Source organism: Bradyrhizobium sp. USDA3010, assembly GCF_056429065.1.
In genome coordinates this window covers 1-21,230 of the sequence record NZ_JBWJZD010000059.1, presented here as the reverse complement: position 1 = coordinate 21,230, position 21,230 = coordinate 1, and the positions used below count along the sequence as shown (strand labels likewise).

Here is a 21,230-nt window from a genome sequence, read left to right as displayed (position 1 = left end):
CGAATATGGGAAGGACAGCTCAACGTCTTTCGGTCTGGGAACCATCACCGATTGGTCCTGACACTTTCCATTGATTGGGGAGCCGAACTCGACCAGAGCGATGCGATGGGCAGGCGACTGCCCATCGCAGTGACACCGGGGACGGAGGGATCGATGCCTGTGCAGTTAAAGAATGTATACTGCGGCGGCAACCCGAACCTGGCTTCAATCCGTCAACAGGTTCCCGAACAGAGCAACGGGCGACTGAGCCACCAAAGCGTACTTGGCGATTTCTTCGTGTTCCGGTTCGAGCGCACCGCGGAAAGCTACAACATTTTCATCGAGCAACAGCGAGACTATGGTGGCCGTGCCAGCAATGCGAGTGCCACCCATCGGTTGGGCCTCTGCATGGGACGACCCCGCATCTGCATCTGGCCCGGCAAAGAGCCTCGTGATCTACCGGCAGCCATTTTTCTCGCGATGTTGTGGGCTGAACGCACGTCTCGTTATATCCGCGATGGCAAACCATGGAGCTAAAAGGAGATCATGAGGGAGCTCTCAGTGGTGGAGATCATCCGATAATTAGAATGGATCATGGCGTCCGGCAGATTCTTTTGAATTCGATTTGCCGACATCCGCCCGAGCACTACGCAATTCTCGCGGGGAGCCTCAGTGATCCGCACCGTGTGACCGATTGCAGACCGATGCCGCCAATGGTTGGGCCCGACGGCCGCTTAAACAGAGGCCGGGGTCACGTTCAGCTCAACGCACCATTTATTGAATACTACCTCAACATGGAATTGCTTCCCGCAAACAAATACGTTCTCGGCGTGATCCACACGCACCCATCAAACCTGAAGAACCTAACTGGCGGCGTAGCCGGTAGCGGTCAGGGAGACATGCCTTCTATTCGCGCAGCGTTGCAGCGGGCTGCGGAGGCCCAGAAGAACTGGAAAGACTTTTTAGCGCCGATCATCACGATGGACGCGGACGTCGGAGCGCCAACATTTACGGGCTGGATTGTCCGGCTGGGCCAGCCAGCCCCTATTCCTGCTGAGATTGTCTTCGAGGAGGCGAGCCCCGATTTGGCGGCAAAGCACATCCCGATTGAGGAGTGGATGGCTCCATATTTTGCGATCGTCAAACGAGTGCGCACAGATCGGTGGTCCTCCGCGGGCCATAAGCGCTGGATGATCAAGAAGATCTATCAATGCATGCGCGCTGACCTCGACGCCAAGGTCAAGAAACATCGGGTGCATCGATGCCCTACGTAGTTGCGATCTCAATTGGCCTGCTGGGGTTGGTAACCATTCGAGACGCTTGCTATTTCGTTGACGCCTACGGGGTAGCGAACTTAAACCTCGAATGGCTCTTACTGCTGGCATTCGGATTTTTCCTAGTTTGGCTTGGGTGGTTCATATTTAAAGAAACGCTCACAAAGACGTACACAATCCGCAAACGGTAGCGCTATGCATGTACGCTAGCAGTCTGCTGAAGACTCCCATCGCCACGGAGGGGGCTTGACGATTCACTTTATCATCTCGAATCCGTGGAGACGATCAGGGGATGTCTCGATTGGTGTTGAACTACGTCGGGCCAACGTTGCCGGAATGAATGTTACGCGGCCCTCGACGTGGGCAACGGGGTTGATCGTCATGCGATCGTGGTGAGCTTGAAGGGCCGCACGCAGAACCGACAATTGCTTATGCGCCTTCAATCGTCGGAAGTCCTTGTTGGCCTCGATCATGCCGGCCGTCGCCCCATCGCAACGCCATACCTGCATCCCGCCAGCGTTTGACGTTGCGCGTGACGCGGCGAATGGTGCCCATCATGTTCTCGGCGATGTTGGTGCAGGCGAGCGAGCGACGAAGCTCCTTCGGCAGCTTCAACCGGACGACAGTCAGGATTTCGTCGAGGCCTTCGAGGATGCTGGCCGCTACGCCGGGCCATTGCTGGTCGAGTCGACGCGCGAGATTGCGGATCAATTTTTCAGCCTTGTCGGCGTCATCGAGCTGCCAGGCCTGGCGCAGCACCCGATCTTTCGGCAGGCGTTCCATGATGTTGCGCCTTGTGGATCTGGCAGCGCTGGATCGCAGCGGCCGAACCGAAGGTGCGGCGGATCGCCTTCGACAACGCTTTCGCGCCGTCGGCGATGAACAGTGTTGGCACCGTCGGGTCGAGCCCGCGCGAGAGCAGGTTGTCCAGCAGGGCCTGAACCGTTGCGGCATTCTGGGTCGCCCCTTCCACCAGCGCCAGCGGATGCTTGTTGCCTTCGCCGTCAACCCCGATCGCGGCGACCAGCACGAGATCGTCGCCGAGATGCAGCCCGTCGATTTGGACCACCAGAAGGTCGAGCGCGGACAGATCGGTAGCCATGAAGTCGGCCAGCCGCGCCGCCGACAGTGCTACGAACCTCCGCGAGGCCGCCGACTTCGAAATCCCCGATCCGGGCGGTGCCGGCACGTCACCCTCGGGCAGCCGGACAGCGCGGCGGAACCGGCGCGTCGACACATTGATCAGCATCAGGTTCATCGCCCAGCGACCGAGCCAGTCCTCCTGCGCCGCCGTTTCCCAGCTCGGGATCGTCACCTCGCGGCCGTCCACGCCCCGGACCCGCGGACGCTCGACCTCGATCTTGCCGCCGTGGAAGCCGATCCGTCCCCGCGTTCGGCCCCAACGGTGCGCCCGCCGCGCCGCGTCGCGACCGTGGCGCGGCCCGCAGGCCGCCACAACATCCGCCTCCATCGTCGTGCCGAGCGCCTTGATCCCTGCCGCAAGGCAACCGATCGAAGCTCGCTCGCACTTCCGCAAACGCTTCGTCCACCGCCCCGGCCGCCGGCCAACCAGCCGGTGTGATATCTCTCGTCATGGCGTTGCTCTCCTTTATGGAATCAGCACCCCGAGCCTACCGGCTCAAGGTGGGCAACGCCGACCTCTTCAGAAATTCAACAGAACCCGGGACATCCCCATGCCCGGCCCGGGTTTAGTCGCGCGTCATGCTTAGCAGTAGGGGCGGCGAGAGTAATCCGTAGATGTACGGCGCGCTTTTAAGTTGCATTCTGGATCCGCCGCAAGAATATATATATATATAGCTATGGTCGAATCGCGCGCACCGACGGTCTGGCAGGCTCTCGACGCCTGGGGGAAACAGCTCAGCCCCTGGCAGCAGTTCATCATTGCGCAGGCGACTTCAAAGGGCAGGCTGAGCGATGACGGGATTGGCAAGGCGTACCGCCTGTTTCTAGGTGCATTTGATTTGGCGGAAGCGCCTGCGGAGAACCTAGCTGCCCCGGTAGTTTCGCCTCGATCCGCGAATGATGCGGGCAAACCGCTCTGCCTTATCCGCGTCGATGGGCTTATGGGCGTTAACGCACTCCCGGATGGCTCTTTGCTTACATTCGATCCGAAGCTTACCGTCATCTATGGCCGGAACGGCGCCGGAAAGAGCGGTTTCTCGCGCCTATTTGCCAATGCCTGCTTTAGCCGGCACAAACCGAAGATCGTACCGAACATCTATGCAAACGGCGAAACTCCTGATCTAGCGGCAAGCTTCCACGTTCAGCTGGACGGTTCTGATCCATTCGCACTCTCAGTAGGTGTCGAGAACCCAGAACTAAAACGTATCAGCTTTTTTGATGTTACTATTGCGAAGCTTCATGTCGGCGAAACAACCGCATTTGAATTCAAGCCGTCCGGTTTCGACGTTTTTCCCGAAATGGCTCGCGTATATGGCGAACTCGGCAAACTCCTCGCCAATGCCATCCTATCTCGGGCACACACCACCCGCTTCTCGGACTCATTCATCGGGCAAGAAACAGACGTAGCCAAGCTCGTCGCCACGATTGGTCCCAGGACCGATATGGCCGCGGTGCGAAAATTCGCGATCTACGGTGAAGTTGAAAAGGCTCGCCTCCGAGAGGTGGACGCGCAAGCGACAGCATTGAAAGCGAGCTCACCCGAGGAGCTGATCGGCAACCTAAGGCAGGCCAAAAACGATATCGTCGCGCTTATTGCGAAGCTTGATGCGCTCGGGAGTAAATTCTCTCTCGAGAAACGGCCGTTTCGGACAGCGCTGTCGAAGAGTGCCAGGGAGTGCACGGCTGCCGCGGCTGCAGTCGGGACAGAGACGTTCAAGAGACCGTTCTTTAAGGCAGTCGGGACGCCGGATTGGGAAGCGTTCGCAAAAGCAGCACACGCCCTCGCCCGAAAAGAGAGCGACTTGTACCCTGGTCCGAACGATAGATGCATCCTTTGCGAACGCCCGCTGGATATCGACAGTCAAGCCCACATCACCGCCTTGCTAGCGTTTATTGAGGGGGAGGCACAGCGCGCTGCACAAATGGCGACAAAGGCTGTTGAAAACGAGATCCGAGCGCTGAGGGCTTTGGAGGTGAATATCTTCGCTCCCGATTCGCTGGTTCGGGCTCATGTCAACAGATTGGATCCGGGCCTCGCCACGGCGATCGATCGCGCCGCCGTCAGCATCGCTGCGTTGCGTGACAGCTCGGTAGCGGCGTTAGCTGCGCACGATCCAGTTCAAGGATCAGTGAACTGTGCAGATGTCAGTTCCGCATTGCGCGCGCTAGTCGAACGGATCACCGGTGATTGGGAACGTTTGACGAAAGAAAATGCTGCCACCGCTATCGCGTCCCTTGAACTTGAACGTCAAACTCTTCGCCATCGAGAGGTCCTGTCGAAGCTCCTCGGCAGTATCGAGATCTATGTCGCCGACGCGCTCTGGTCTGCCAAAGCGGAGCGCGCGAAATCCGCCCTAAACCCTCGGCACATAACGGACAAGGAGAAGGACCTCTTCAGTCAGATTGTGGGCCCCTCGTATCGAGCACGGCTTGCGCAGGAGTGCGATGACCTAGAATGCGATATGCCGATCGAACTACAGACGACAGGCCAAAAAGGAAAGACAGTCCGATCTCTTGTCTTGAAAGGTGGGCACCGTCCGGAGATTATCCTGAGCGAGGGCGAGCAGAAGGCGGTTGCGCTAGCGGACTTCCTCACCGAAGTATCGATGAACCCTTCGAATGCAGGCGTCGTGCTCGATGACCCCGTGACCTCACAGGATCATCAGCGCAAGGGTCTGATTGCAAAACGTCTTGTTCGAGAAGCTCAATTAAGGCAAGTTATTGTCTTTACGCATGACCTGCCGTTCCTCAATCAACTGATTGCGACAGCGGAGAAGGAAGAGGTATCGTTCCAGGCTCACTGGATCGATCGCGACGAAGACGGGCATCCGGGGCAAATTACGCTAAATGATGCGCCGGCAACCAGCAAGGCGTATGATTCGACAGAGCGGGCTAAACAGTGTCTAGCGGAAGCGCAAGCGCTGACGGGGCGAGCGCGACACGACGCAATTTGCAAGGGGATGGCTGCCCTTCGCAGAACCATTGAAGAAATGGCAGTCAAGCGATTACTCAAGGACGTAGTGCCAAGGTGGAGTGATCGGGTCATTGTCACTGGATTTCGAAACATCGCCTGGGACGATGGTCTCGTTGAAAGCATGTGTGGAATATACGAGGAACTTTCCGCGTATATTGAGGGCCATTCACATACGGACGAAGCAATGGGAGCCCCACCGGAGATCAAGGATTTGGCCGAGATGATCCCGCGTGTTGATGCCCTGATCAAGACTGCTAAGCGGGATAGGAAGGCCCAACTAAATGCGGCTACTCGAGTGCAGCCGGATCGCCTAACATAGGGAAAATCGAGCCTGTCGAAAGGCGGGCTATGCACATGTTCTCCGCCATGTCAGCCAGGGTTCGAAAGCCCATAGATCCGGTGTGGCATAATCCCCAGTCTCTGAATTAGTCGACTGTGAAGAACCTCCTAATGTCCTCTACGATCGCCGTCGAAATATCCATGTCTCGATATCTCCGATTGGTAGCTCCGACGATGCGGACGAAGAACCGCCTTCTTTTCATGAGCGGTAATATGCCGCATGCGGTCAGCGAGCAAGGTTGCGCGTTGCGATTGGATGAAGCGTCAACGCGCTCACTTCCATCATCCCCGACGAGGCAAGCGCAATATATCCCTCTCCAACGTGGCGAAGTGGGTTGCAGCCAAGGGGCTGGGTGGGATCGGGGACATTCAGATAGATAACATCGTCTCGGCGATTCGCTGGCACATGCGCGTTAATGCGCTCCACGAGATCGCCGTGCGGATCGATGAGGGCAAGACCACGGCCGTGTTCGAGGTCCTGCAGCGCCATCGTTTCTAGGAGCGTCGATTTTCCAGTCCCGGTTTTTCCGATGACGTAGATTTGCAAAAGGCGATCTTCGTTCTTGATCCCAACGATGTGTTGATCATGACGAAAATCAATACGTGAAAAATGCGTAACATTATCTGTCGACATAGGTTGCAGCATCGTCGCGCATAGCTTGAGAGCACGCTAGGTGGGAGACGGTGCCAAAACTATCCCGAGATCGCTATGTGCCGCGCCGGCACAATCCCGTGTCTCCACGAATTTCTTGTTACCGGCGAACATGATGCAAGAGTTTGATCTTTCGACATCTCCTCGCAACCGAGCACCCGAATGGTTCGGATGCCCGCAGCGAGGAGAACGATATGTCGACATTTGTTCTTTCCAACAAGGCAGTAAAGCTGATGAAGCTCTGCGATCTCAAAGGCTTTGAAGGCCTCGACGATCTTCTTCTATTAGCAGCTCTCACGGACAGTGTGTGCCCCGCCATCTGCATGACGGAGGGATGCGACTACACGGCGGAGATGGAACCCGACCAGGAGGAGGGTTTCTGTGAGGCGTGTGCCGGCCACACCGTCACATCGGCGCTTGTACTCGCCGGCCTCATCTGAGGAGGTGCGGCCATGAGCAAGGACCGCATTCGCGAACTCAACGACGCTTTCCGTCGCACATTCCACGGCGGCAGGGTCATGATGACATCAGGCGTTTACGAACTGCCCGACTGTGTGAAGGCCGAGGCGCTCGTTCAAGTGGCGAAGTTCTCGGAATTTACAGCGGACAATGATGCGCATGACGAACACGACTTCGGGAGCTTCGACCTGGTGGGACGCAAGTTCTTTTGGAAGATCGACTACTACGACAAGGATCTGCTGAACGGCTCGGAAGAACGCACGATGCGTGTGCTCACGCCCATGCTCGCCGCGGAGTACTGATGCCGACCAGGAGAATCACCTTCGATCCCGAAGGGCCACTGTGGGATATCCTCTATGGTGAACGCTACCGCACCTGGCCGTGTCCTTTCTGCAGCGTTGAATTTGACGAACGCAGCAGTAAGGGAGTGGCGTGGGTCTCAAAGCACGGCATCTTGTGTTGCTCCGAGATTTGCGCCCGGCTTTATGTGCCTCGTGAGGAGCCGCGCTTCCGCATCATCGACGACTAGCTCGTTGTTCTTTGCAGCCCCGCCGGTGGCGGGGCTCTTTCTTGGGAAGTCAGCGAAGAGAGGGGTGCCGCGGCAACGCGCGAGACACTGACCTTATCCGCCTTCCTTCATGACGCAACGGAAGAAGCATCTAGCGGGCTGGCCGCCCGTTGCGGGGACTGTTGGTAGAGCCGACTTACGGTGTGATGCCGTAGAGCCCAACCAGTTCGGATTTACTCGGACGTTTTTGTCCACCAATTGTCGCCGCCGCGCACGCACGATCTCCGAATCTCGTCGGAGCCAAATGAATCACGGTCGCTCGTCGGAGGCGAGCACCTTCTTCAACAGCCTGCTAGTCTTACTGAGTCAGAGTGTCGCGGCCCTTGTCGACAGGAATCATATATTTGAGAAGACTCACTTTTCGGCATGCGGGGGCTGAGATGAGTCTGACAAAATCGGGAGACGTAGCGTCGCGGTTTTCGGCATATATTGAGGGCCTTGCGAGTGTGATCGGCCATGCGGGACGCGCCAAACCGCTGCGCGACTACTGTACCGGGCTGATGATGCCATGCGATCGCAAGAGCGTCGAGCCGATGGCAGCGATCACGGCACCTGAGCGGACAGCAGCGCAACATCAGTCGTTGTTGCATTTTGTCGGTCAAGGTGACTGGTCGGATCAGCAGGTGTTGGCCAAGGTCCGTGAGTTAGTGCTGCCGGGCATCGAACGCTGCGGGCCGATCGAAGCGTGGATCATTGATGATACGGGCTTTCCCAAGAAGGGGCGGCATTCAGTCGGCGTTGCGCGGCAATATTGCGGCCAGTTGGGCAAGCAAGACAATTGTCAGGTGGCCGTATCTCTTTCGCTTGCGAACCAACATGCGAGCTTGCCGGTGGCCTATCGGCTCTATCTCCCAAAGGAGTGGGTGACGGACCGTACACGTCGGCGCAAAGCAGGAGTCCCCAAGGAAATCACCTTCAAGACCAAGCCGGCAATTGCACTTGATCATTTGCGCTGGGCCTGTGCGGTGGGCTTGCCGCGCGGCATGGTCCTGATGGACGCCGGCTACGGCACCGACACCGCTCTGCGTGGGAGTATTACCGAACTGGGCCTGAGCTACGTGGCCGGCATCTTGCCACAAACCTCGGTATGGGCGCCCGGAACCGGACCGAGGCCGCCGAAGGCATGGTCGGGGAACGGACGACCTCCGAAACTGCTACGGCGTGACAGCAAACACCGACCGATTTCGGTCAAGAAGCTTGCGATCGGTCTGCCAGCGCATGCTTGGCACAAGATCACGTGGCGTGAGGGTACGGCAGAACCGTTGTCTTCGCGGTTTGCCCGTGTGCGCGTCCGTCCGGCACATCGAGATTACTGGCTCGCCGAAAGCCGGCCCGAGGAATGGCTGCTGATCGAGTGGCCAGAGGGCGAGGCAGCACCAACCAAATATTGGTTTTCACCGCTTGCGGCCAACATTGGATTTCGTCAGCTGGTCGATATTGCCAAGCTGCGCTGGCGCATCGAGCGCGACTACCACGAACTCAAACAGGAGGTTGGCCTTGGTCACTTCGAGGGACGAAGCTGGCGTGGCTTCCACCACCACGCAACATTGTGCATTGCCGCCTACGGTTTTCTAGTCTCCGAGCGAGAGACGATTCCCCCCCTCAGAAGCAGCCTCCACCAAAATCTTCAAGGAAGCTGCTATTCCCGCAACCTATCGGCCGAGGGGATCCGCCATTGCGGCCTGAACGGCACGTTCCGAATTCGATTGCGACCGTCCGACGAAGATTGAGCGCTGCGCTCGTCGTCACACTATCTCGATGCCCTTGTTGCATCAGGGCAATCTCTAGTCAAAGTGGCTATCGAAATTTATGACGCAGTAAGACTAGGCGGCCACTCGCTGCTGGCGGTCCAGCTGATGGAGCGCCTGCGGCAGCTGTCGCTGGCGGTTGTGGCCGTTATCTGAACAGTCAAGCTGTCTCACCGGCTGATAGTGGGTCAGTTTGAATTTCGCCAATGCGCCAGGAATGGACATTCCGCGCGAAGGTTCATGCCGAGGCTTACGCGTGCGGCCTGAGAATGGTCGAGGGCCCTCTGGCCGCGCACGGCGGCGGCGTCAGCGACGAAACAGTTCGCCGACGAGCGGCATCGAAATTCTCGAACAAGATGTGCCACGCCCGCGGGAACCGGGAATTTCTCACAACGAGATATACGCCGACGATGGGCAGGCGTCATCTCGGTTGGGCTTCGCCCATCTTCCGCGACGCCGCCGCGATTCAGTTTCTCGGAGGCTCATCGGATGGTTATATTGCCTCCTGAAGTGACCGCTGAAATATTTCCTCCGGCGCCGCCATGGATCGGGCCATCATAAAACCCTTGATGGTCATAACCGCCTGGATATAATACGCTATCTATATGCACGTTCCCTCCTGAAGTGCACGCATGCAAATGGAAGCTCGCCGAATCCGGCACTTGAACCGTTATGTTGCCGCCGCTTGTCCGGAGCGTCGCGACGGGCTGCGGGTCGAGGAGTTCCACCGTGATATTTCCGCCTGACGCTCGGGCATTGGGTATACTTCCTGAAACAGAATGCAAATCGATATTCGCTCCAGAGGAGTTTGCGTTTATTCGACCGCCGACTCTACCGGCCGAACCTACGGTAATTCGTCCGCCACTCGTGTGAAGCGTCAGGTCGGCAGCTCCCTCGCCGATCTCGATTGCGCCACCGCTGGTCTGTGCATCGACGGTCGCATCAGCCTTATCCAAGGAGATCGAACCGCCGCTCGTCTTGATCGTCAACGGCGAGTTGGCGGGAACGTCCAGCTGCAGGTCGATGATTGTCGACGGCTGCCGATTTTGTATGCTGCAGTTGATCACAGCATCCCCGTTCGTCTGGATTTCGACTCTCACGAAGCTGGCGTCTCCGGTCCGCAACCGCCAGCTTACCGTCAGCTCGTTTGTCGGTTGTGAATGAATTGTTATATTTGCCGAAGCCGCAGGCACGCTGATTTTGGCTCCCTGTGGCAAAGATACGCTTTTCGGCACGTTTTGAGGGACGTCGATGGTCGTCATGATCATACCTCCAAAGATAGAATCGACCGACATTTTCTGTTCGACGATATTGTTCGAATATTCGAGGGCGCGTATTCGACCGCCCCCGATCGACGTCGACGCCGCGCTCTTTCCACCCTCTCCTCGAGCGGCCGATAGCCGATCGGACAGCATATCAACTCGACGGAGCCTCGCCCGGCGCCCAATAGGGACATGCTTTCTGCTCTTCATTTCCGGTCATCAACCCGCGCGACCAAAATGAGAACTTCTCCGAATCGACCAGTATTCCGCCGTCTTCTCGAATACGGCCGATATCATTGAGCGCGTCGTGAAGACCGACAGTGCATTTCCCCAGGCGGCCGTCTGGATAAACCAGCAGGTGATTGGGCATGGCCGCGTAACATAACTCCGTGTCGATCCTCCAGTGCATCGTGTCCCGAACGACTCGATAGAAGGATTCCTCGATCTCGCGGTATGTTTTACGATCGAGCACAGCAAGATCATCATCATTCGTCCCGCCCCACTTGCCGATAGGTCTGATGAAAGTCTTGAACCGAGGGTCGTCTCCGAAATCCTTCCCGATGTTTTCCGCCAACCGGCCTATATCGTCCGCATTGGTCGGCGAAGCATTGACACGAATTGCGCCCGTAAAGTTTCCGACCGCTTTTCGATAGGAGAGGAGGTTTTCATATATGAGGTTGAAGGTCCCGTCGCCGATTTTCGTGTGTCTAGCCTTGTCGTGAGAGTCTTTCCATCCATCCAGAGTAATCTGGAATTGGACGAGATTCTCATCGAGCAGCTTCTGTAGTTTCGTGAGCGTCAACATTGTTCCGTTCGACGTGAGCGAATAAGAAAAGGCGCAATTCAACTCTGAATTGTGCGCCATTATTTCTCTCATGCGGTGGAAGGCGAGCATGGGTTCCCCGCCGAAAAACGAAACATCTACGCTGTCGTATTTATGCGACAGCACCCCGCAGAAATTTTTTATCAGATCTGCTTGGCGCTCGTCGGAGCCTTTGTACTCGTAGCGTTCGTAACAATAGTCACAACGTAAATTGCATTTCTCTGTAAGCAGAAGTGTGACGGAAAAACTGCTCATTATCGTTTTCCGATACGAATCTCATAGTTGAGAATAATAGAAGGCTTGCGCTTGCAAGCCTTCCGCCTTACGACGAATTAAAGCGCTTTTAGTGGCACTGGCAGCCGCCGTTATTGGGCCTCGCAGCGCCCGCCCTGCTGTGTACTTCGCCAATAGATTCTTTCACATGTTCTGCGAATTTTTTGTCTTTTATGATTATTTCTCCCTTCGGATCGATCGTGATCCAGTCGACTGGGATTTTATTGAGGTCGATCTTGTTTTCCGAGGTAGCCATTTATGCCTCCTATTGTGAATTTCCCAATAATGCGCGTCCAAAACGCAGGTGTAATTTATGCGTTTTCTCGCTCTCAGCATAACGCATGCCAACACCTAATAACTCGGGATTTGCTGTTGCGGTAGGGACGCCCATTGCTGAGCGCCCACCGGGTCACGGAGGGCGGTCGCCCTCGTTGCGCCAACCGCAATCGAGGAATCCGCCAACACTCAATCAGTTCCAGCGCAGGCTTCTTGGAGTCGATCGTAAGACCGTATGTCCGCCTCTGCCGATGAGGTCTGTGCGCCTTGGCTGGGTTACACGCACTCGAGACGAAGCGTCTCTGACATTTTTTGTCGAAGTTGCGACAGGATGTCGAAGCCGCGGTCCGTGACCTGCGGAGGGAGGATTTCTGGTTCATCGTAGCCACCAGGAGCGAAAATGAAACAGAAATCCGGACCGGGCAAAGCGCCGGCAGAACAAGTTCTAAAGGATATTCGACGGCAGACCCGCCGGCATTATTCGGCGGAAGAGAAGATCCGCATTGTGCTGGAGGGCCTGCGGGGCGAGGAGAATATCTCCGAGCTGTGCCGGCGCGAGGGCATTGCCGCCTCGATGTACTATGGATGGTCCAAGGAGTTCCTCGAAGCCGGCAAGCGTCGCCTGGCGGGCGACACGGCGCGGGCGGCAACCTCCGGCGAGGTGAAGGATCTGCGTCGTGAGACGACGGTGACCTTGCCCCCATATGTGAAACGGCCTGCGTGGCAAGAGCTTTTTCAGTCGATTTCACACATTGGAACGGTGCGGTCATATGTCCGGCCTTTGCGCGCGGCACAATATCGCCGCTGGCCTCGATGAGATCCGCGGAACGAGGAGCTAAATCAAGTTTACGCGCTTGAGCGCATTGGGGGCAGTAGCTTCACTCGTTTCGGGATTTCGTCCCATGGGTTCATCGCCTGTTGTTGCACCTTGCCCTCTGCCGGCCTGCGCCAGTCAGATCGTTTTGGCGGTCACTGCGTCACCGCTGTAATCGCCAGTGGTTCGGGACGCCGATAAATTCCGCCCTTGTTCAGGAGCGCCCAGATGATCCGCGCCGTCTTATTGGCCTGCGCGACGGCGACAACCTTGAAGGGCCGTCTGGCGAGAAGCGCCTTCAGCCACGGCCGCGCCCGAGCGTCGTTTCGGACGGCCGTTGCCCCGACAACGAGGAGAGAGCGGAGTTCCGGATTTCCCATCTTCGATATGCGTCCCAGCCGCTCTTTGCCTCCGCTTGAATGAGACCGCGGCGTCAATCCCAGCCAGGCGGCAAAGTGGCGAGCCGACTTGAACCCGCCAGGATCCGGCACAAGCGCCTTGATGGTCGCCGCCGTAATGGCGCCGACGCCAGGGATGGTAGTCAACCGGCGCATGTCCTCGTCGTGCTTGGCCTCCATGACGATTGCGCGCTCGAGCCTCTCAATCTGGTCGGCTGAAGCTTCAATCTCGTCGGCAATAGCCATGAGCGCGAAGCGCGCCGCTGCGGGCAGGCGAGCATCTGTCTCGTCCCGCACGATTGCGACCAGCACCTCAACCTTTGCCAGGCCGGCGGTGGCGATGATCCCCAATTCGGCTAGGTGGCGCGCAACGCGTTGACCGCCTGCGTTCGCTGCCGCACTAGAAGAGCGCGGGTCTTCAGCACCATCGCGGCAGCCTGCTGCTCGGTCGTCTTGATCGGGACGAAGCGCATGGTCTTTCGGGTCACCGCTTCGCTGATGGCCTCTGCGTCCGCCGCATCCGTTTTGCCTCGCTTTACGAAGGGTTTGACATAAGCCGGCGGAATGAGCCGCACCTCATGACCGAGAGCTGCGATCTCGCGCGCCCAATAGTGCGCGCTACCGCAGGCTTCCATCCCCACCGGGCATGGTGGCAGTTTCTCGAAGAAGCGCAGAACCTCGCTGCGCCGCAACTTCCTGTTGAACACTGGCGAGCCCTCCGCATCCGCGCCGTGAACCTGGAAAACGTGCTTGGCCAAATCCAAACCGATGGTGATAACCTGTTTCACGGAACGGTCCCTCCTTTGTGGCGTTCGAACAACGACCAAGTTCTAGCACTTTGATGCTGTTGGAGCGGGCCGTTCCACCACATCAAGTTTTATCCAGTCCTGAGTTCGTCCCGGCTGTTGGATTTGCCCGGTTGGGCGGAGGCAGCGGCGGGAGCTGGCGCGGAGCCCTCGGCATAGCGCAGCGCCAGCTCCCGGCGCGGGTGGCAGGTGAGGGCGAACTCGGACGGCGTCTTCCATCCGAGCTGCGAGTGTGGTCGTGCCTCGTTGTACAACAAGGCTTGAGAACACCCACGGGACCGTTTGCCGTGAGGTTCTGTACCGGCTTCACCCTTGGGCAGCTCGCGAAGTTTTCGTCCATGCCGTGATCGACAAGGCGGACGGCGTTGTTTTCCGCTGTACGCTGGATGGATCGGAGACGCTCCGGTCTCTGGAGATCCCATCGTGGATGTTCGACCGCGCGGCATGTGCTCGCGGTGGCAGCCTAACGGCAGAGCCCTTTGTCAGCCTGGAAGCGCTCAACGCGTTGTCGGCGGTTCTCGATTCAGCGGTCAAGAGCACAGCATCATCATTGAATGATCCGCTTTTCGGCGCACGCGGAGCTTCTCACGACCAGAATCGGGGAGAGGCTTATGGCAAGAAGGACGGCGATATCGGCGAACCCGGTTCGACGCAACCGGCGGTTCGGCATGCATCAGATGGACCTGTTCGCGGGTCGCATCGCCCGCGGCGCCGTCGGGGTGCCGGAATGGGGGAGCTGCCGAAGGAGGCGCAGGATGCGCTGGTGAACTTGATGGCGCAGTTGGTGCTGGACCATGCGCGGGTAAGCGCAACGCTCGCGAAGAGGATGACGGTCAAGATCAGTGACAAGGTCCGCCCTCACCACCTTGAGCGCAAGGCGATCCTCTATGTGCGCCAGTCCTCCGCTCATCAGGTTCTGCACAATCGTGAGAGCGGCGCGTTGCAATACGTGATGCGCGACCGATTGACGGCGCTGGGGTGGTCCAAGATCGAGATGATCGACGATGATCTTGGACGTTCTGCTGCCGGCAGCTGGCGCGCTGGAATCGCTCGCTTGCCCGCGTCGCGGAGGTGGAGAGCAAGATTGCCGCGCATGACGCGGCGACCGCACCGACAGCGGTCGATCCAGCGCTGCTCAGCGTTCTGGCTTCGAACCTCAAGTCAGTCTGGTCAGGGCCCACCACCGATGCGCGGCTGAAGAAGCGCATCGTCCGTACGCTGATCCACGAGGTCGTTGCCGATATCCATGACGAAGCGTCCGAGATCGTTCTCGTCGTGCATTGGGCGGGCGGCGCTCACAGCGAGATGCGGCTGCCGAAGCCGCCAGATCCATCGCCGAGCGAGCGCGGCAGAATCCAAGATACCCCGCAGGATCGCACCCCAATCAGCAAAGTCTCTTCTCTTCAACAACATAGACAAATGGGTGTTCTGATGCGCGGTTGTAATCGACCCGCCAGCATCCGAGCGCGACGCGGGCCTGGGCCAACGACGTGAACAGCGTCTCGTTCAACAGTTCATCGCGCAGCCGGCTGTCAATCGGCGTTCAAATTTGACCCCTCGTATTGCCGCATCTGCGAACGTTACCCTGATGGCGCCATTGCCGATGACGATCCGATGTCGATTGATCGGCCGCGCCAGGTGACTTTCCCGGCTTGCTCGACGAGAGGGGCTGTGGGCGGGTCGGGCCCTAAATAGCCCGAGCCGTCCACAACCCCGGGCAATGGGGCAGCGGTCGTGGCGTCGCCGAACGGACCCTGGGCGACCAACTGTTCGGCAGCCCTCCGTCTGAGCGCCCTCAGCAGACGCTGCACAATCGAATGCTGTCTCTTCCCGAACTCCTCGGGGTATTTCTCGCTCAGCCGGCCGACAATTGCGAGCGCCGTCAGCTGCGGCTGCTCTGCGAGCCAACCTTCGATCGCAGCAATATGCGGGTCGAGCTTGGACGGCATGCGAACTCTGGTCTTATAGGGCCGACGAGTTCGCCGGTGCGTGGCACGCGGCTCGCCGACCGTCACCGTCTTGCCGAGCGTCTTCGCGAACGTCGCCGCGGTCGCTGGCAGGGTGCTAGTGTGAGCGGGTTGCAGGCCGCGCGCCTGTCCGGCACGACGACCGACGCGATTGCCGAGTTCCTCTTGGGTTACGCGAATCTCCGCCAACAGCGCGACCGGATCGAGCGAGCGATACTGATCGCGTAGCCGTTTCTTCACGGCCGCGGTCACCTTGGGATGCGCCAATGCACGCTCATGGGGCGTCGACGGGGGATGATAGCGCTTGATCACTTTAGCCCCTTCGCGACGCTTCTCCTTCAGCTTGAACGACGGCTGGAAGAAGTTGACGTAGAGCCGTGCCGCCGCATAGAGGCGGCCCATCACACGCGCCGTCTCGACGCCATCGAAGCGGCCATAGCCCATGAGGCGGCGGACGACGGCACCATTCTTCTGTTCGACGAACGCCTGATCGTTCTTCTTGTAGGCGCGCGAGCGAGTGACTTCGAGCTTCTGTTCGCGACACCATGGCACGACGACATCGTTCATGAAGGCGCTGTCGTTGTCGAAGTCCACGCCGCGCAACAGCCAGGGGAACAGGCTCTGTGCGCTGTTGATCGCCTCGACGACCAGCGAACCTTCCCGCGTCAGCAGCGGCAGGCACTCCGTCCAGCCGGTGGCGACATCGACCATCGTCAGGGTTTGGATGAACGAGCCAGCCACCGACGTGCCGCCATGGGCGACCATGTCGACCTCGCAGAAGCCGGGCACCGGGCTGTTCCAGTCATTGAACGTGCGGATCGGGACCTCGCGCCGGATTGCCGAATAGAATCCGGCACGGCGCCGCCTGCCGCCGCTCGCCACGAGCTTCACATCGACGAGCAGGCGGTCAATGGTAGCGGCACTGATCGCCAGAACACGATCACGGTCCGCCTGCCCAAGCTGCAATCGGCCATGTTGCTCGAGAGCTGGCAGCAAGGTCGGGATCATCACCTTGAGCCGCTTGCCGCACACCCGATCCGACGCCTCCCACAGCGCCGTCATCGCGTCCTTGACCGTCGCGCCATATCTACGCTTGCGCTCTCGCGGCGCCTCGACCTTGCGCGGCCCAACCGTCGCGCGTGGCCGAAGTGCACGCACCGCATGCTTGCGATGCCAGCCTGTCGTCGCGCATAGCGCGTCGAGGATGCGTCCCTTCTCCGCCCGTCCGGCCGATCGGTAACGCTCCATCACCGCCGACACCACTTCGCGCCGCGCGCCCATGCTGATCTTTCCCGCCATAGAGGCCACCGAACCGATTCGGTGGCGCCGACCCAGTCATCGGCGAGAAGTTGTCCAGTAACATTCTGGATGAGGCAATGCGCCCCTTTGAGCGGCGGGTCTTGCTGGTAGCGCTCGTCTCGTCGGAGCTGGCCGGGGTTGCGGAGACGAGGCGAGCGCGGGTTGTCTGATCGTCGTCGCGGCTTTTGAATCGCCAGCTGTCGTTACCGGTCTCGACGATGTCGCAATGGTGGGTCAACCGGTCGAGCAGCGCTGTGGTCATCTTGGCGTCGCCAAACACGCTTGGCCATTCGCCGAAGGCGAGATTGGTGGTGACAATGACGGAGGCACGCTCGTAGAGCCGACTGACGAGGTGGAAGAGAAGCTGGCCCCCGGACTGGGCGAAGGGCAGATATCCGAGTTCGTCCAGGACGATGAAGTCCATCCGGGTCAGATGCTCCGCGAGCCGGCCCTGCCGTCCGTTGCGGGTCTCGGTCTCGAGGCGGTAGACGAGATCGACCACGTTATAGAAGCGGCCACGAGCGCCGGACCGGATGCAGCTTCGCGCGATGGCAATGGCCAGGTGGGTTTTGCCGGTGCCGGTGCCACCGACCAGCACGACGTTGCGTTGCTGAGCAATGAAGCCACCGCCGGCGAGATCGTTGACGAGCGTCTGGTTTATCGGCGTGCCGTCGAAGCGGAAGTCGGCAATGTCCTTGGCCAACGGCAGCTTGGCAATGGTGAGCTGGTACTTGATCGAGCGGGCCTGCTTCTCGTTGATCTCGGCGTTGAGCAAATCGCCGACGATGTGCTGGGGCTCGTGCTGGCGTTTAACAGCAGTCGCCATGATCTCGTCGAAGGCAGCCTTCATGCCATAGAGCTTGAGCTCGCCCATGAGATCGAAGATTTGGGTTCGTTCCATCAGATGGTCCTCCGGAGGTTGTCGTAACGGGCACAATCAGCGATCGGCGCATGGCGGAGCGTCAGTGCGGCCGGCGTCATGATGTTGGCCGGTGGAGCGGGTTCACGCTGACGGGCCAGGATGTTGAGAACGACATCCGCGGAATGGACGCCGTGAGCGACCGCCTCAGCGCAAGCCGCCTCGACGGCCGGCAGACCGTCGGTCAGCACCGCGTTGAGGATATCGACCATCTGCCGATTGCCATCGTCGGTACTGGCGAGCTTGCGCCGGATCCGCTCGATCGCGGACGGCAGCACCCAGTCCTTGAAGGGAGCACCATTGCGCAAGGCGCCGGGCTTACGCGCCAGCACGGGCACATAGTGCCAAGGATCGTTGCCCACCGGCAGCTAGCACTAAGCAAGACGATATTGTTGGACGCATCCTTTGGGCCCTCACCGACCCTACCGGAGTGCCCGCGAAGCAGTTCGCTGAACTTGATCCAGTTCCTCCCGTTGAATGGCTCGACGCACTGAGCCAAGAGCGATTCGGGCATCACGATTTACCCCGCTTTGGCATTCGACCCACCGAGAAGGAAGACAAGAAGCTTCGCTTTAGCTTGGTCTCGAGATACACAAAATACGACGCTAGCCGCTCCATGAACCTGGTTAACAACGGACGCAACCTCTATGTCTGGGATAAAGTCATGTCTCAGATTGCGAGGTGGACCATACGGCACCTCAACGACCCCCGAGTGTGGTTTGCGGCGCAGGGTGGCAGAATTGTCCCCGAATTTGCGCGATTAATCTCAAGTGCGTTGAAGCCGGGCGGAATAGCAGTGTCGCCGTCGATGCGAATATTGTGGTCGCTTCTACTGGCCGGGCGGATACGATAGGCTATGAGCTACGAGCTGTACGAGTGGCAGGCACGCTTCAGCCAGGAGGGCCCGACTTATGGGCTCCAGCTAGAGCTCCTTGAATTGCTGACGCCATATGTCAAGCTGAAATCACCCTTCAGGATGCGCGAACTTGTCGAATCCAAAGAAACAGCGAAATCAGCACAACCGCCGAGAATTAAGGAGCTTGTTGATTGGGAGATCGTCTTGGGAGCTTCCGAAGTTCACGAGGCTCTTGGGACGATCAAACGTAACCCAGAGTGGAGTTCACTGCTTGTTGAATTGTTGCCTAGCTTGACGTCTCTGTTGCTGGAAGCTCTGGACTTGATGCGGCAGCTAGAGGGTGCGGACGATCGGTCGGATGGATCGTATTGGCATCAACCGTCAATTGCCGAGCATTCACAAAATCAAAAATTTCGCGACTGGACCGCCCTCATAGATTTCACGCGTGATGCATTTCAGGCAACGGCTCAGGTCAATTCCCATAAGGCGCGGGCCGAGGTCGAGCGTTGGCTTAGCTATCCGTATCCAATCTTCCGCCGTTTGGCGTTCTATGCGGCCACAGAGACCGATCTCTTTGCCGCTCATGTTTCGCTTCAGTGGTTATTTGCACAAGAGAGCTGGTGGCTATGGTCAGTAGAAACAGAGCGCGAGGCGCTGCGCCTGGTGGACAAACTCGCAAAGACGCTCTCCGCCAGTGATGAATCTTTGCTGTTAGCTGCAATCCTTCGAGGACCGCCGCGAGAAATGTTTGTGGCGGGCGTTGATGCGGAGAAGTTTCAGCGCATAACGGACCGAGAGATTTGGTTGAGACTTTCCAAATTTCAAATGTCTTCGATCCGGGCTCTGAGCGGCGATGCCGCTAGCGCCTTTGCTCGCATCTCAAAAACCTACCCGGAGTGGAAGCCCGCGCCAGACGAGAGTGACGAATTTCCAGTATGGATGGGCGAGCCAGAAGGCTGGAGCAAAAAGCAAAATAGCCCAAAGGAAGTAGCAGCACTCCAAGAATGGTTGCTCGTCGAGCAAGATGAAATGGCCAGCGACGATTGGTATGAGCGCTGCAGAGATGACTTTCCCGTCGCCATATCAGCTCTCATCAATCTCGGTAAAAGTGGGAAGTGGCCTGCTCGCCGATGGCGTACCGCATTGCAGGTCTGGTCAGATCAGTCGTCCGTTCTGACGTCATGGCAGGAGCTAAAGGACGTTTTCCGGGCGGCTGACGACAAAGTCATAAAGGCGATTGCGCAACCTCTGAGTTGGTGGCTTCAAGCCGTGGGCAAAGTTTTTACTGAGGGAGAATCACAATTTCACCAGTTAATTCGACGTTTGCTCGCAACGCAGACCCAAGAACCCTTTGGAGAAGGGAACGATCCTCTTTTTAGGGCAATCAACCATCCTGTGGGCCAAGCAACAGACGCCGTATTTCAGTGGTGGTTCCGGCAGGGCCTGGAGGACGGCCAAAGCCTCGGCAATGAACCAAAAGGCATTTTTACCTTACTGTGTGATCAGCGAATTACGAGTTACAGGTATGGCCGAATAATCCTAGCGACCAACTTAATAGCTTTGTTTCGTGTGGACCGTAGCTGGACCACACGCTACATCTTGCCAAAACTGGATTGGAATGAAAACTTCGACGAAGCACGGACGGTATGGAGTGGCTTTCTCTGGGCTCCTCGACTCTACGCGCCACTTTTGGCATCGATCAAAGCGCAATTTCTCGAGACAGTGAAGCGCTACGACACTCTTGGTGAAGTCGCCGAGCAATATGCGAATTTATTGACATTTGTCGCACTAGAAGCGCCCGAGCCCTTTACGAGGAAGGAGCTGGCTTTCGCTACATCGCAACTACCGGCAGAAGGGCTCGATCGCTGCGCAAGATCTCTCGTACAGGGCTTGGATAGTGCGGGCGAGAAACGCGCAGGGTACTGGCAGAATCGCGTTCGACCATACATCAGCGAGATTTGGCCGAAGTCGGCCAATGCTCAGTCTCGGTCGGTCGCTAATTCGTTCGCGCGCCTTTGCATGAAAGCGGGCGATGCGTTCCCCGATGCGGTGTTGACGCTAAAGCCCTGGCTATCTGGCGGTGGTCAAGGAAGCGTCACACTCCACCAGTTCCGAGATGCCGGCCTGGCGAAGCGATTCCCAGAAGGCGCGTTGACCTTCCTGGACACAATTCTGGGAGAGCATTCGGTTCCGTTGCCAAACGATCTGAGCGCTATCCTGACCGATATTCGTCAGGAACGGTCGAATTTGGAACGCGATCCGCGGTTCGAACGCCTAGCTAGCCCGTCTTATTCATGATTGCCGGGCGGGGCAGCTGGAACATTTCCGGTCGGGGTGAAGGCGCGCGCGAACGCTTCGGCTTTTTCGCCGCTTTTCGACCCGACTTCGTGAACGCGTTGGA

General features: G+C 58.3%; 13 protein-coding genes and 8 pseudogenes. 10 read left to right on the top strand and 11 right to left on the bottom strand.

The window, feature by feature from the left end; all coding sequences use genetic code 11:
* Positions 1-51: 51 nt before the first annotated feature.
* A complete protein-coding gene (locus tag AC066Y_RS40280; protein WP_478278684.1) occupies positions 52-516 on the top strand; it encodes a hypothetical protein in 465 nt (154 codons plus the stop codon).
* 50 nt (positions 517-566) lie between these two features.
* Positions 567-1,253 carry an MPN domain-containing protein gene (locus tag AC066Y_RS40275; RefSeq protein WP_478278683.1) on the top strand — a complete coding sequence of 229 codons (687 nt, stop codon included), beginning with the start codon at positions 567-569 and terminating at the stop codon, positions 1,251-1,253.
* Between the two features lie 356 nt (positions 1,254-1,609).
* Here AC066Y_RS40275 and AC066Y_RS40270 read toward each other — a convergent pair.
* Positions 1,610-2,848: pseudogene (locus AC066Y_RS40270) on the bottom strand (IS256 family transposase); the annotation flags it as partial.
* A 225-nt stretch (positions 2,849-3,073) separates the two neighbouring features.
* On the opposite strand from AC066Y_RS40270, the gene AC066Y_RS40265 reads away from it, so the two are divergent.
* The gene (locus AC066Y_RS40265) at positions 3,074-5,689 is read left to right on the top strand and encodes an AAA family ATPase (protein ID WP_478278682.1); all 2,616 of its coding nucleotides are present in this window, start codon (positions 3,074-3,076) and stop codon (positions 5,687-5,689) included.
* Positions 5,690-5,935: 246 nt separating this feature from the next.
* On the opposite strand, the gene AC066Y_RS40260 is transcribed toward AC066Y_RS40265, so the two are convergent.
* Positions 5,936-6,343: a hypothetical protein gene (locus tag AC066Y_RS40260; RefSeq protein ID WP_478278681.1), complete on the bottom strand. Its 408-nt coding sequence runs from the start codon at positions 6,341-6,343 to the stop codon at positions 5,936-5,938.
* A gap of 212 nt (positions 6,344-6,555) precedes the next feature.
* On the opposite strand from AC066Y_RS40260, the gene AC066Y_RS40255 reads away from it, so the two are divergent.
* The 4 genes and pseudogenes from AC066Y_RS40255 (at position 6,556) to AC066Y_RS40240 (ending at position 9,074) form a co-directional block, all read left to right on the top strand.
* Entirely contained in the window at positions 6,556-6,801 is a 246-nt protein-coding gene (locus AC066Y_RS40255) for a hypothetical protein (protein ID WP_338695249.1), read from the top strand.
* A gap of 12 nt (positions 6,802-6,813) precedes the next feature.
* The gene (locus AC066Y_RS40250; protein ID WP_478278680.1) at positions 6,814-7,122 is read left to right on the top strand and encodes a DUF3768 domain-containing protein; all 309 of its coding nucleotides are present in this window, start codon (positions 6,814-6,816) and stop codon (positions 7,120-7,122) included.
* Entirely contained in the window at positions 7,122-7,349 is a 228-nt protein-coding gene (locus AC066Y_RS40245) for a hypothetical protein (RefSeq protein ID WP_478278679.1), read from the top strand. Before AC066Y_RS40250 ends, AC066Y_RS40245 begins: the two co-directional genes overlap by 1 nt.
* Before the next feature lie 419 nt (positions 7,350-7,768).
* Positions 7,769-9,074 (top strand): annotated as a pseudogene (locus AC066Y_RS40240) (IS701 family transposase).
* A gap of 544 nt (positions 9,075-9,618) precedes the next feature.
* Here AC066Y_RS40240 and AC066Y_RS40235 read toward each other — a convergent pair.
* From AC066Y_RS40235 to AC066Y_RS40225, 3 genes are all read right to left on the bottom strand, one after another.
* Positions 9,619-10,398 (bottom strand): DUF4097 family beta strand repeat-containing protein, encoded by a 780-nt coding sequence (locus AC066Y_RS40235; RefSeq protein ID WP_478278678.1) that lies wholly within the window; start codon positions 10,396-10,398, stop codon positions 9,619-9,621.
* A gap of 154 nt (positions 10,399-10,552) precedes the next feature.
* On the bottom strand, positions 10,553-11,476 hold the full coding sequence (locus tag AC066Y_RS40230) for a radical SAM protein (protein ID WP_478278677.1): 924 nt from the start codon (positions 11,474-11,476) through the stop codon (positions 10,553-10,555).
* An 88-nt stretch (positions 11,477-11,564) separates the two neighbouring features.
* A complete protein-coding gene (locus AC066Y_RS40225) occupies positions 11,565-11,750 on the bottom strand; it encodes a hypothetical protein (protein WP_478278676.1) in 186 nt (61 codons plus the stop codon).
* Between the two features lie 420 nt (positions 11,751-12,170).
* Between AC066Y_RS40225 and AC066Y_RS40220 the strand changes: the two are divergent.
* A pseudogene (locus tag AC066Y_RS40220) lies at positions 12,171-12,452 on the top strand (transposase); the annotation flags it as partial.
* A 287-nt stretch (positions 12,453-12,739) separates the two neighbouring features.
* Here the strand turns inward: AC066Y_RS40220 and AC066Y_RS40215 are convergent.
* Both AC066Y_RS40215 and AC066Y_RS40210 read right to left on the bottom strand, forming a co-directional pair.
* Positions 12,740-13,770: pseudogene (locus AC066Y_RS40215) on the bottom strand (IS110 family RNA-guided transposase).
* An 89-nt stretch (positions 13,771-13,859) separates the two neighbouring features.
* Positions 13,860-14,039, bottom strand: a pseudogene (locus tag AC066Y_RS40210) (IS3 family transposase); the annotation flags it as partial.
* Positions 14,040-14,131: 92 nt separating this feature from the next.
* Here AC066Y_RS40210 and AC066Y_RS40205 point away from each other — a divergent pair.
* Positions 14,132-14,986, top strand: a complete 855-nt coding sequence (locus AC066Y_RS40205; protein WP_478278675.1) for a hypothetical protein — start codon at positions 14,132-14,134, stop codon at positions 14,984-14,986.
* A gap of 225 nt (positions 14,987-15,211) precedes the next feature.
* Here AC066Y_RS40205 and AC066Y_RS40200 read toward each other — a convergent pair.
* The 4 genes and pseudogenes from AC066Y_RS40200 to AC066Y_RS40185 all read right to left on the bottom strand — a co-directional run.
* Positions 15,212-15,322 (bottom strand): annotated as a pseudogene (locus tag AC066Y_RS40200) (integrase core domain-containing protein); the annotation flags it as partial.
* 46 nt (positions 15,323-15,368) lie between these two features.
* The gene (locus AC066Y_RS40195) at positions 15,369-17,036 is read right to left on the bottom strand and encodes an integrase catalytic domain-containing protein (RefSeq protein WP_478278674.1); all 1,668 of its coding nucleotides are present in this window, start codon (positions 17,034-17,036) and stop codon (positions 15,369-15,371) included.
* Between the two features lie 196 nt (positions 17,037-17,232).
* Positions 17,233-17,955 (bottom strand): annotated as a pseudogene (gene istB / locus AC066Y_RS40190) (IS21-like element helper ATPase IstB); the annotation flags it as partial.
* Positions 17,864-18,326 (bottom strand): annotated as a pseudogene (locus AC066Y_RS40185) (IS21 family transposase); the annotation flags it as partial. The pseudogenes AC066Y_RS40185 and istB, both read right to left, overlap by 92 nt.
* A 503-nt stretch (positions 18,327-18,829) precedes the next feature.
* Here AC066Y_RS40185 and AC066Y_RS40180 point away from each other — a divergent pair.
* On the top strand, positions 18,830-21,127 hold the full coding sequence (locus tag AC066Y_RS40180; protein WP_478278673.1) for a hypothetical protein: 2,298 nt from the start codon (positions 18,830-18,832) through the stop codon (positions 21,125-21,127).
* Positions 21,128-21,230 lie beyond the last annotated feature (103 nt).